The sequence below is a fragment of the Escherichia sp. KTE96 genome, from assembly GCF_000408525.1.
Taxonomy (GTDB): domain Bacteria; phylum Pseudomonadota; class Gammaproteobacteria; order Enterobacterales; family Enterobacteriaceae; genus Escherichia; species Escherichia marmotae.
The window spans coordinates 234,179-246,899 of record NZ_KE137147.1; the positions used below are offsets into that span (position 1 = coordinate 234,179).

Annotated in this window: 9 protein-coding genes and 1 tRNA gene; 5 read left to right on the top strand and 5 right to left on the bottom strand. The window is 48.9% G+C overall.

Annotated elements, in window-relative coordinates:
* Window positions 1-586 precede the first annotated feature (586 nt).
* From A1WG_RS17065 to actS, 4 genes are all read right to left on the bottom strand, one after another.
* Complete coding sequence (locus A1WG_RS17065; protein ID WP_001517009.1) at window positions 587-1,240, bottom strand: DUF4145 domain-containing protein; 654 nt, start codon at window positions 1,238-1,240, stop codon at window positions 587-589.
* A complete protein-coding gene (locus A1WG_RS17060) occupies window positions 1,241-2,839 on the bottom strand; it encodes a site-specific integrase (protein WP_001517010.1) in 1,599 nt (532 codons plus the stop codon).
* 134 nt (window positions 2,840-2,973) lie between these two features.
* Window positions 2,974-3,047, bottom strand: a tRNA-Gly gene (locus tag A1WG_RS17055).
* 78 nt (window positions 3,048-3,125) lie between these two features.
* Window positions 3,126-3,881, bottom strand: a complete 756-nt coding sequence (gene actS, locus A1WG_RS17050) for an amidase activator ActS (RefSeq protein WP_001517011.1) — start codon at window positions 3,879-3,881, stop codon at window positions 3,126-3,128.
* A gap of 388 nt (window positions 3,882-4,269) precedes the next feature.
* Between actS and xdhA the strand changes: the two genes are divergently transcribed.
* The 3 genes from xdhA to xdhC are packed head-to-tail and all read left to right on the top strand — an operon-like array spanning window position 4,270 to window position 7,932.
* Window positions 4,270-6,567, top strand: coding sequence for a xanthine dehydrogenase molybdenum-binding subunit XdhA (gene xdhA / locus A1WG_RS17045; RefSeq protein ID WP_000388122.1), 2,298 nt, complete (start codon window positions 4,270-4,272; stop codon window positions 6,565-6,567).
* Between the two features lie 10 nt (window positions 6,568-6,577).
* Window positions 6,578-7,456 (top strand): xanthine dehydrogenase FAD-binding subunit XdhB, encoded by an 879-nt coding sequence (xdhB, locus tag A1WG_RS17040; RefSeq protein WP_001517012.1) that lies wholly within the window; start codon window positions 6,578-6,580, stop codon window positions 7,454-7,456.
* Window positions 7,453-7,932 carry a xanthine dehydrogenase iron sulfur-binding subunit XdhC gene (xdhC, locus tag A1WG_RS17035; RefSeq protein ID WP_001016641.1) on the top strand — a complete coding sequence of 160 codons (480 nt, stop codon included), beginning with the start codon at window positions 7,453-7,455 and terminating at the stop codon, window positions 7,930-7,932. The genes xdhB and xdhC overlap by 4 nt, the downstream gene beginning before the upstream one ends.
* Window positions 7,933-7,971: 39 nt before the next feature.
* On the opposite strand, the gene A1WG_RS17030 is transcribed toward xdhC, so the two are convergent.
* Window positions 7,972-9,750 carry a sigma-54 interaction domain-containing protein gene (locus A1WG_RS17030; protein WP_001517013.1) on the bottom strand — a complete coding sequence of 593 codons (1,779 nt, stop codon included), beginning with the start codon at window positions 9,748-9,750 and terminating at the stop codon, window positions 7,972-7,974.
* 478 nt (window positions 9,751-10,228) lie between these two features.
* On the opposite strand from A1WG_RS17030, the gene ygeW reads away from it, so the two are divergent.
* Window positions 10,229-11,416, top strand: a complete 1,188-nt coding sequence (ygeW, locus tag A1WG_RS17025; protein WP_001360948.1) for a knotted carbamoyltransferase YgeW — start codon at window positions 10,229-10,231, stop codon at window positions 11,414-11,416.
* 57 nt (window positions 11,417-11,473) lie between these two features.
* Window positions 11,474-12,670 (top strand): diaminopropionate ammonia-lyase, encoded by a 1,197-nt coding sequence (gene dpaL / locus A1WG_RS17020; protein WP_001517014.1) that lies wholly within the window; start codon window positions 11,474-11,476, stop codon window positions 12,668-12,670.
* The last annotated feature ends 51 nt before the right edge of the window (window positions 12,671-12,721 follow it).

Here is a 12,721-nt window from a genome sequence, read left to right on the forward strand (position 1 = left end):
GAATGAACTTCGGAGAACTTGACGCGAAAGTGTTCAGTACTTCCAGTAAGACCCGAAGCATGGAGACCACATCATAGCGACCATAATTTTACTTCGGGTTGGCGGGAGTGGAGGCTGGACTTAAAGTTCTTCTTATTGGAATTGTGATAACACAATCCATAACAAGATAAACTCATGGTCTCCTCAAGCCTGCTGGTCAAGACTCAAAGCTCCAACCTCAGACACCACCACTGGTCTAACCTCTTTGAGTTTCCGCCTGTCCACAAATGGATGGCAGACCTCAGTAATGGTGTCTTGGTTCTTCAGTTATCCGCGCAGCGATTATCACAGAGCCAACTTAAAGTCGGATGTGGTCTTCTGCTCCCCGCCTGTCAAAAGGGAAGATAACCTACGTTAAAGATAATGGTCTCAGGCCAAGGTGATTTAACACTAGGCGTCTGCGGATGGTTTCCAATCGGTCCGCTACCGGAAGCCTGAGACTTAATGAATGTGTGGGTCGGTGGCTGTTATTAAGCCGGGGGACTTAGGGTCTCCCTATAGTGATAGTTTAGGGTCTCCCTATAGTGATAGTTTAGTTCCGTCAGCCCTACTCGTTAGCGGCTTTCTGTCCTTCTCGCGCCTTCCTGTCCCGGTCCTCAATGCCCTTGAGCGCCCTTTCCGGCATACTGTTAAACATGGCTTCGACTTCTTTCGGTCTGGTAATCTGCTCAGTGACAATAATGTTCAGCAGCTTAAAAAGACCATGCGCTAACTGAGGGTCGTCATCAATGTTAATTTCACCCGGATGTACCGCTTGATTGCCAACGATACGACAGATGTCAGCAGCTCGCTGGACCAGTGGAGACAGCCCTTTAGCTACAAGAGACTTAATGTCCGTGTCGATATGCTTCCCCGGCTCACCGAGATGAACCATCAGCTTTTGAAGACTCAAACGCAGGAGTGCGGCAGCGCCTTTAGGTGACAGATTAACGATGCTTCTGGCTTCCATGTAGTCGGACTTACAGTCTTCTGGCATGTCTGGGCTAGGCATCTCGACACTCGCTGATGCAGGAATAATCATGGTCGATTCATACCAATAAGCGTAATCCTTACAATGTTCGCATTGCGATACAAACATTGGAAAGTCTGTATCGTCGTAATACGCATATAGCTGATTCCATTCCTGCCTGGCAAAAGCATGACAATAGGGGCAATTGAAAGCTTCTTTTTTAAATACTGCTGGTGTATAGGGCGTCGTCACCTAGTTAGTCTCCTTATAAACATAAGCCATCACATTAACCAATCTATCTACCTCGACCTCTTTCGCGTAACGGTCGTAAGTTATAGACCCTGAGCTATGACCCATAATCGCCTGAGCATATGCTAACTCGACCCCATGTTGTTTTAACTGGGTCGCAACTGTATGTCTAAACGAGTGAAAAGCTAAGCCGCTACGGTCAGCGAGGACTTTAGGCAGCAACGTCCGGTTAAACCATTTGCTCACCTGCTCACCGTAGCCGTTCTTCATCAGCTTGAGGCCATCGAATACCATAGCATTATCACCCTTAGCCTTTCTACGGTCTTCCACAAGCGACATAAAGTCAGCCAATACAAAACCATAAGCACCATCTACCAACGGGACACAGCGATCACTATGCGCATTCTTAACGCTCTTGCCCGGTAAGCTGCTATCGTCTTCGTTGATATGGATATACACGGTCCCGGCCTCAGTGACCCTGACGTCTTTGACCTGTAGCTGAGCGACCTCATTAAGTCTTGCTCCAGTGATTGCCGCCAGAGCAGTGACGTAATAGTGGTAGGGCTTACCTGAGGTCTTCTGAGAGTACGCTTTAGCAGCGACCAGTAGCTGCCCTACCTGCTCAGGACTGAACGCATCACGAGCGTCGGAGGCTTTACGCTGCGGGACTTTCAGCTCAAGACCTTCGGTCAGGTTCTTAGCTATCAAGTCGTTGCGTACCGCCCACTTAAACACAGCAGCCATCTTGATAAGATATTTATTGTTGATGGTAACGACATCAAGACAGTCAGTTTTAGACTCCCGGTTCAGCAGGTCAGACAGCGGCATAGACTTAAAGCGTTGCTTGCGGTTCTTCGGTATCTGCTGGAGGACTTCACGGACCCTGAGCATATCTGAACGGGTCGCCTTGCCGACATCGTGAATAGCCAGATAGTCGAATATCTCGATTAACGTAGAGTGTGACGCTCGGTTCTCGCTTAGGGTCGCTGGCTTCCAGTTCTGGGCGTTCTCCTGCTCGTACTGCTCAATGAGAGACGCGAGGGTCAGTGCTTTAGGTTCAGGGACTTCAGGCTCCGATGATACAGATAGGGAGACGGACGGTCTTAGACTGCCAGTCTCAGGCTCAAGGTAAGACAACAGGCCAGAGCTATCGCCCTTGAGTCTATCCTGACAGGCTTTAAGCACACCGATAACGTCATTGATATAGCGATGCTGGTCTACAGTCAGACGCTCAGTTGCTACAGCTTCCCGAAGGTTGGACTTAATGTCGTCGTACTGGTCAACATAAAGCTGGTAGGACTCCGGGTCGTTCAGGTCATCACGGCTGACACCAAGTTCCCACTCAACAATGGTCTTCAGGTGCTCCCGTAGTTCCTCATAGGATGCGCTAGGGTTGTCTGCGTGTATTGCTTTAAGTGCTGACTTGATGTGTCGAGAGTGAGCCATAGCGGTGCGTCTGTCCTTAGTCCGTAGTGATACTGACGCTAGTTTATAACGGTTGTGAGAAGGAAGCGAAGCGGTCAGGCGACCAGTAGTCTTCATCCTAAGGCGGATGTAAAAGACACCGTTACGCTGATAAAGGTAGGTTCTTGAATTGAGCATGTACTGAGACCTTAGGTCTGCTCACTACTTCAACAAAGTTAGTCACAGTGTTGGTTACAGTGAGTAAAACTATCGGAAGGCTTTAAGCCGTATCCCTTAGGATTCAGTAAGTTAGTAGACTTTAAGAATGGTCATGGAGCGGGCGAAGGGAATCGAACCCTCGTATAGAGCTTGGGAAGCTCTCGTTCTACCATTGAACTACGCCCGCTTTGAGATGCGTAAGGCATTATAAACCTTACGCTCTTCTTAGCAAGTGTCTTGCTACTGACTGCTGATTAATTCACCATCAACACTTTGGTTTGCTGCCCTGTGGCGGCAAGTAGCGCAAAGGATCAATTGCCGTAGCACGGTAACGAATCTGGAAATGTAACCGCACGGATTCTGCATCAGTACTGCCCATCGTCGCTATCTTTTGCCCAGCCTTAACGCTTTGCCCATTGTTTACCAGCATCGTGTCGTTATGAGCGTAGGCTGTGATGTAATCTTCACTGTGTTTAATCATGATGAGATTACCGTAGCCGCGTAATTGGTTACCGACATACACCACCTTACCGGCACCGGCTGCGTATATTGGCGTCCCGCGCGCTGCAGCAATATCAATCCCTTTATTGCCGCCATCTGCCATTGAGTAAGGCATGATAACTTTTCCACTCGTTGGCCATAACCAGCAACGTTGTCCAACAGGTGGCCATGAAGATTTCGGAACCACTGGCGGCGGCGTTACTGACGCTGTTTTCGTCGTTGATTTGGCGGTATATTTCCGCGAACTGCGGTTGCTTTTTGCCCCACCAAGTTTCAACTTTTGGCCTACTTCGATGGTATAGGGGGGAGAAATGCCGTTGAGCCGGGCAAGTTCTTTTACGCTTGTTCCCGTGGTGCGTGAAATACGATAAAGCGTATCCCCCCGTTTCACGGTGTAAACGGAGCCGGAATACGTTCCTGTGTCTGATGATTTGCTACCCGAACAGCCCGCCAGAAGCAGTCCAGCCGATAACAGCATCACGATACCCAGCATTTTTTTATTCGGGCGTCCTGCGCTCAAAATCTTTCCTCGCTCAAAAAACAAGACGCTATATCATAGCAGTCACCTGTCAGATACCCAATCCATTGCTCGGAAAATGGATGTACAAATCAAGAATTGTTAATGAATCTATTAGGATAGGATAACCATCATTAGTACATCATAACGAAAAAGAAAGCATCCTGACTGCCTCCTAATATTCATTTATCACAATGATTTTTATCACACTCATATTGATACACAGCCCTCTCTTGCTTTGCTGATAAAAACCACATCATCCCTGGCGTTTTATTAACAACATCACACTTCCCCCCTCCCCTCATGCTTATAGTCGTTTCTGGCGTAATTCTTGCCTTCAAAGACTAAATCATTGCCATAAGAACCAAATGTTCAAATCAAGGGGATTTCTATGGAAGCGCGGGAAGCAACCGCTACAGGTGAATCATGTATGCGCGTAGATGCCATTGCTAAGGTTACCGGGCGGGCACGATATACTGACGATTATGTTATGGCGGGCATGTGTTACGCGAAATATGTACGTAGTCCTATCGCACATGGTTATGCCGTAAGTATTAATGATGAACAAGCCAGAAGTCTGCCTGGCGTACTGGCTATTTTTACCTGGGAAGATGTACCGGATATCCCATTCGCCACGGCAGGGCATGCCTGGACACTTGACGAAAATAAACGCGATACCGCCGATCGCGCACTGTTAACTCGCCATGTTCGCCATCATGGTGATGCCGTTGCCATCGTCGTGGCCCGAGATGAACTCACAGCAGAAAAAGCAGCGCAATTAGTCAGTATTGAGTGGCAAGAATTACCCGTTATCACCACACCAGAAGCGGCACTTGCAGAAGACGCCGCTAAAATTCACAGCCGCGGTAATTTGCTTAAGCAAAGCACGATGTCTACGGGCAATGTCCAGCAAACAATCGATGCCGCCGATTACCAGGTGCAGGGACACTATCAGACCCCCGTCATTCAACATTGCCACATGGAAAGTGTGACATCGCTGGCGTGGATGGAGGATGACGCGCGAATTACCATCGTCTCCAGTACGCAGATCCCGCACATTGTTCGCCGCGTTGTCGGTCAGGCGTTGGATATTCCCTGGTCATGCGTGCGGGTAATCAAACCGTTTGTCGGTGGAGGTTTTGGTAATAAACAAGATGTGCTGGAGGAGCCAATGGCGGCATTCCTGACCAGCAAGCTCGGCGGTATTCCGGTGAAAGTTTCCCTTAGTCGTGAAGAGTGTTTCCTGGCGACCCGTACCCGCCACGCTTTTACCATTGACGGGAAAATGGGGGTTAACCACGATGGTACGCTGAAAGGCTATAGTCTGGATGTTCTGTCCAACACGGGTGCTTATGCCTCTCACGGCCATTCCATTGCTTCCGCAGGTGGTAACAAAGTCGCGTATCTTTATCCTCGTTGCGCCTACGCTTACAGCTCAAAGACCTGCTATACCAATCTACCCTCGGCTGGCGCAATGCGTGGTTATGGCGCACCGCAAGTCGTTTTTGCCGTCGAATCAATGCTGGATGACGCCGCTACCGCGTTAGATCTTGACCCGGTAGAAATTCGTTTACGTAATGCCGCCCGTGAAGGCGATGCAAATCCACTCACTGGAAAACGCATTTACAGTGCCGGATTACCTGAGTGTCTGGAAAAAGGGCGGGAAATCTTTGAATGGGAAAAACGACGTGCAGAGTGCCAGAACCTGCAAGGCAATTTGCGCCGCGGCGTTGGCGTTGCCTGTTTTAGCTACACCTCTAACACCTGGCCTGTTGGTGTAGAAATCGCGGGCGCACGCTTGTTGATGAATCAGGATGGAACTATCAACGTGCAAAGCGGCGCTACGGAAATCGGTCAGGGTGCCGACACTGTGTTCTCGCAAATGGTGGCTGAAACCGTGGGTGTTCCGGTCAGCGATGTCCGCGTGATTTCGACACAAGATACTGATATTACGCCATTCGACCCAGGTGCGTTTGCTTCACGCCAGAGCTATGTTGCAGCGCCTGCGTTACGCAGTGCTGCATTGCTATTGAAAGAGAAAATCATCGCTCATGCCGCTGTAATGCTACATCAGTCAGCGATGAATCTGACACTGATAAAAGGCCATATCGCGCTGGTTAAAAGGCCGGAAGAGCCATTGCTGTCGTTAAAAGATCTGGCGATGGATGCTTTTTATCATCCTGAGCGCGGCGGGCAACTTTCTGCTGAAAGCTCGATCAAAACCACCACTAACCCACCGGCATTTGGCTGTACTTTTGTTGATCTGACGGTTGATATTGCGCTGTGTAAAGTGACCATCAATCGCATCCTCAACGTCCATGATTCGGGCCATATTCTTAACCCGCTGCTGGCTGAAGGTCAGGTTCACGGCGGAATGGGAATGGGCATTGGCTGGGCGTTATTTGAAGAGATGATTATCGATGCGAAAAGTGGTGTGGTACGTAACCCCAATCTGCTGGATTACAAAATGCCGACCATGCCGGATCTGCCACAACTGGAAAGCGCGTTTGTCGAAATCAATGAACCACAATCCGCATACGGACATAAGTCACTGGGTGAGCCGCCAATAATTCCTGTCGCCGCTGCGATTCGTAACGCGGTGAAAATGGCTACCGGTGTTGCAATCAATACCCTGCCGCTGACGCCAAAACGGTTATACGAAGAGTTCCATCTGGCAGGATTGATTTGAGGATAACATCATGTTTGATTTTGCATCTTACCATCGCGCAACCACCCTTGCCGATGCCATCAACCTGCTGACTCACAATCCGCAGGCCAAACTGCTCGCCGGTGGCACTGACGTGCTGATTCAGCTCCACCATCACAATGACCGTTACCGTCATATTGTTGATATCCACAATCTGGCAGAGCTTCGGGGGATTACGCTGGCGGAAGATGGCGCGCTACGAATCGGTTCCGCGACGACCTTTACCCAGTTAATTGAAAATCTATTAACCCAGCGTCATCTCCCGGCGTTATGTGCTGCGGCTTCGTCAATTGCCGGGCCGCAGATCCGTAACGTCGCGACCTACGGTGGAAATATTTGCAACGGTGCCACCAGCGCAGACTCAGCCACGCCAACACTGATATATGACGCGAAGTTGGAGATCCACTCCCCGCGCGGTGTTCGCTTCGTCCCGATTAACGGCTTTCATACCGGGCCGGGCAAGGTTTCCCTTGAGCATGATGAAATCCTTGTCGCATTTCATTTCCCACCGCAGCCGAAAGAACATGCAGGTAGCGCGCATTTTAAATATGCCATGCGCGACGCGATGGATATTTCAACCATCGGTTGCGCTGCTCATTGCCGCCTGGACAACGGCAATTTCAGTGAATTACGCCTGGCATTTGGTGTTGCCGCACCAACGCCGATTCGCTGCCAACATGCTGAACAGGCAGCACAAAACGCGCCATTAACTCAGCAAACGCTGGAAGCTATTAGCGAATCAGTCCTACAGGATGTCGCCCCGCGTTCTTCCTGGCGTGCAAGTAAAGAGTTTCGTCTGCATCTCATCCAGACGATGACCAAAAAAGTCATTAGCGAAGCCGTCGCCGCGGCGGGGGGAACATTGCAATGAATCACAGCAAAAGTATTACCATTGAATGTGTCATTAACGGTATGCCTTTTCAGCTTCACGCCGCACCAGGAATGCCACTTTCGGAGATGCTCCGCGAACAAGGACTGCTTAGTGTCAAGCAAGGTTGCTGCGTTGGCGAATGCGGTGCCTGTACAGTACTGGTTGACGGAACGGCAATCGACAGTTGTTTATACCTGGCCGCATGGGCTGAAGGAAAAGAGATCCGCACGCTGGAAGGCGAAGCAAAAGGTGGCAAACTTTCTCATGTTCAACAGGCTTATGCGAAATCCGGCGCAGTGCAGTGTGGCTTTTGTACGCCAGGGTTGATTATGGCCACCACGGCAATGCTGGCAAAACCACGAGAGAAACCATTAACCATTACGGAGATTCGTCGTGGCCTGGCGGGAAATCTCTGTCGCTGCACCGGTTATCAGATGATTGTGAATACAGTACTGGACTGCGAAGAAACGAAGTAAAACGAAATCCGGCCTGAATTCAGGCCGGATTTACCGTGGTTACACGCTTAACAACTCATATTTTTTAATCTTACGATAGAGGGTAGCAATGCCGATACCCAGTTCATCAGCGACTTGCTTCTTGCTGTTATGACGTGAAAGCGCCTCGCGTATCATCTGTTTTTCCATCTCCTCCAGCGCCGTGCCGCCAGTATCATCAAGTGCCAAATGTGCCTCGCAAGCTTCTGGCATCTCACTTTGCTCCATCGCACCGTTATTTACCAGATTGGGTGGCAAAAGCGTGCTGTCAATGACTTCACCAGAAGGAACAACGTTGACCAGATATTCCATCAGATTGCTTAACTCTCGCAGGTTCCCTGGCCAATAATGCTTACGCAGTAACTCCACAACATCGGGAGCAATACCTGGGTAAACCGATCCCAAACGACGGGTATGTAGATGTAAAAAGTAATGCACCAGCAGTTCAATATCTTCCTGACGTTCACGCAGCGGTGGCAAAGTTAAAGGAATGACATTGAGTCGGTAGAAGAGATCTTCGCGAAATTTACCTTCGGCAATGAACTGGGCTAAATTCTGGTTGGTTGCAGAAATGATGCGGATGTCGACCTGTATTGGACTACTGGCACCAATCGGCAGGATTTCACGCGCCTCAATAGCTCGCAGTAATTTAGCCTGCAACATCAATGGCATATCGCCAATTTCATCAAGAAACAACGTGCCTGTATTCGCCGCCTGAATCAACCCTATTTTGCCGTTGGCTGAAGCGCCAGTAAATGCGCCTTTAACATAACCGAACAGCTCACTCTCCAGAAGCTGCTCCGGAATCGCCGCACAGTTGATAGCAATAAATGGTTTGTTCCGCCGTCCACTCAGCTTATGGATTGCGCGAGCCACCACTTCTTTCCCGGTGCCACTTTCACCAACGACCATAACACTGGATGGGCTAGGCGCAATGCGGCTAATGAGTCGTTTTAATTGCCGCATAACCCGGCATTCGCCAACTAATTGTTCAATATGCGGTTCATCAGAGGCATTCGCCACGGAAAAACTGGTATGAGATTGGTGAAATGCCATTAAAAATAACTGTCGGCCCTGTATGTTATGCAACTGACCAATTATCAATTCACTTTTATCATCCCACGAAACGATATGCTGCATATGGCCATGTGTAAAATTACTCTCAAATGTTAATGGCCTGAAACGAACAGGTTTCCCAACCATATTATTTTGAGCAACACCGAGAGTTTTTAATGCAGTCTGGTTAACAAACTGAACACGATTGTCTTCATCAATAACTAATACTCCCTGATCCATATTATCAATCATGGTAGCGAATATTTTACTTATATTATCTCCTGGCCCCTGATCTTCCAGAAGCTTTGAAACAAAAATAGTCGATATATGGCGAACGTAATCTGAAAATTCGCGTAAATTATCACTGATATGTTCTTGTTGCTCATGAGTAACAGCAATCAAACTTATTACCCCGACACAGCGTTCCTGTAGAATAACAGGCGTGCCCAGAAATGCCTTTTCACGACAACTCTCTTTACTGTCGCAACCTTCACAAAGGGGATCGAAGCGAGATTGTGTCACAACCTTTTCGGTTTTGGTTTCGAGGACATAGCGGAGCAAGCGCGAGTTGCCACTCAACTGGCGACCAAGAAATTTCCCATATGCGCCAGTTCCAGCGACGCGGCACAAGTTTTCATCAACGATCTCAACCTCAAGCTGCAAAACGCTGGCTAGCATTCTGGCAAAACGCTGAATTGTTGGTTGAATTTGCATCAATACTGACTGCGTAGAAACAAGCTCCATAGCTTTACCTTCCAGAATCACTTAAAAGTCGATCATTGAAGACGTTGATGGTTCACAGGTCATGACGATATTAACTCAGACAAATATAGCTTTGCTAAAAACATAGGATTTTTATCATTTTCTAATGAAATTATGGAAGTGATATCACATTTCTATATCAATATGAGAATTACGGGAGTGCATTTATCAAACTGACGACGATTTACCTGCCTCTTTATCTTATTTCTGATGCTTAGCAGCAAATAAATAACTGCATAAAAAAAGCCAATCGTTTCCGTATATTTTGATGTTCCATAGCACATCAATAATTTGTGATCAAACCCACACATTATTCGTTAAATTAGCATTTCATAACCATGCAGATAATTCTGGCATGTTTATTGTTAGTTCCTGGTATAGCTGTGAAAACACCAATCACATTGGCATGTCACAGTGAAATAAACCACTTTGCCTGTCATTCCACTATCGGGACTTTATGATGAAAACTGTTAATGAGCTGATTAAGGATATCAATTCGCTGACCTCTCACCTTCACGAGAAAGATTTTTTGTTAACGTGGGAACAGACGCCAGATGAACTGAAACAAGTACTGGACGTTGCCGCAGCGTTAAAAGCACTGCGTGCTGAAAACATCTCGACCAAAGTCTTTAATAGTGGATTAGGTATTTCCGTATTCCGCGACAACTCTACCCGCACCCGTTTTTCTTATGCTTCCGCGCTTAATCTGCTCGGCCTGGCGCAGCAAGATCTTGATGAAGGTAAATCACAAATTGCGCACGGCGAAACCGTTCGTGAAACGGCCAATATGATCTCCTTCTGTGCCGATGCTATCGGTATTCGTGACGATATGTATCTGGGGGCAGGCAACGCCTATATGCGTGAAGTGGGAGCCGCGCTTGACGACGGCTACAAACAGGGCGTACTGCCGCAGCGTCCGGCTTTAGTTAACCTGCAATGCGATATCGACCACCCGACTCAGTCTATGGCCGACCTGGCATGGTTACGTGAACACTTTGGTTCACTGGAAAACCTGAAAGGTAAAAAAATCGCCATGACCTGGGCGTATTCCCCAAGCTACGGTAAACCGCTCTCTGTACCGCAAGGCATTATCGGCCTGATGACTCGCTTCGGTATGGATGTCACCCTGGCTCATCCGGAAGGCTATGACCTGATTCCGGATGTCGTTGAAGTGGCTAAAAACAACGCTAAAGCATCCGGCGGTAGCTTCCGTCAGGTCACCAGCATGGAAGAAGCATTCAAAGACGCAGACATCGTTTATCCGAAGTCATGGGCACCTTATAAAGTGATGGAAGAGCGAACTGAACTGCTGCGCGCGAACGATCACGAAGGCTTAAAAGCACTGGAAAAACAGTGCCTGGCACAGAACGCGCAACATAAAGACTGGCATTGCACTGAAGAGATGATGGAACTCACCCGCGACGGTGAAGCCCTGTATATGCACTGTCTGCCAGCCGATATTAGCGGCGTATCCTGCAAAGAAGGTGAAGTCACGGAAGGCGTATTCGAAAAATACCGTATCGCTACCTACAAAGAAGCCAGTTGGAAACCCTATATCATCGCCGCGATGATCCTTTCCCGTAAATATTCCAAACCTGGTGCACTGCTCGAACAACTGCTGAAAGAAGCGCAAGAACGCGTGAAATAACCCCTCGAGCCGATCGGCAGGTCGGCTCTCTATTTCCAGAGGCCAAAAGGATAGGATATGTCCGTTTTCTCATTGAAGGTTGATATCGTCGATAACAAATTTTTCAACGGCGAAACATCACCGCTCTTTTCGCAAAACCAGGCAAAACTGGCGCGCCAGTTTCACCAGAAAATTGCTGGCTATCGCCCAACACCGCTTTGTGCGCTGGACGATCTCGCAACTCTTTTTGGTGTAAAGAAAATTCTCGTTAAGGACGAATCAAAACGCTTCGGTCTGAACGCCTTCAAAATGCTCGGCGGTGCGTACGCTATCGCTCAGTTACTGTGCGAAAAATATCATCTGGATATCGAAACACTGTCATTTGAGCATCTGAAAAATGCCATTGGCGAAAAGATGACCTTCGCCACCACCACCGACGGCAACCACGGGCGCGGTGTTGCCTGGGCTGCTCAACAACTCGGTCAAAACGCGGTGATTTACATGCCGAAAGGTTCTGCTCAGGAGCGTGTAGACGCCATTCTGAACCTCGGCGCCGAGTGCATCGTCACCGACATGAATTATGACGATACCGTCCGCCTGACCATGCAACACGCTCAGCAACACGGCTGGGAAGTCGTACAAGATACCGCCTGGGAAGGCTATACCAAAATCCCAACCTGGATCATGCAGGGCTACGCCACATTAGCGGATGAGGCTGTTGAGCAAATGCGTGAAATTGGCGTTACGCCAACTCACGTCCTGCTGCAGGCTGGCGTCGGCGCAATGGCCGGCGGCGTGCTGGGATATCTGGTGGATGTCTATAGTCCTCAAAATCTGCACAGCATCATTGTTGAACCTGACAAAGCTGACTGTATTTATCGCTCTGGCGTCAAAGGCGACATCGTTAACGTTGGCGGCGATATGGCCACCATCATGGCGGGCCTGGCCTGCGGCGAACCGAATCCGCTGGGTTGGGAAATCTTACGTAACTGTGCCACCCAATTCATCTCCTGCCAGGACAGCGTTGCCGCATTAGGTATGCGCGTGCTGGGTAATCCCTACGGCAACGATCCGCGCATCATCTCCGGTGAATCTGGCGCTGTCGGTTTAGGCGTTCTTGCGGCTGTTCATTATCACCCGCAACGTCAAAGTCTGATGGAAAAACTGGCGCTGAACAAAGATGCCGTGGTGCTGGTTATCAGCACTGAAGGCGACACTGACGTGAAGCACTACCGCGAAGTTGTCTGGGAAGGCAAACACTCTGTAGCACCATAATCACCCTATTGGAAATAGCTCCCCGCCAAACGGGGAGTCAAAAATCTGGAG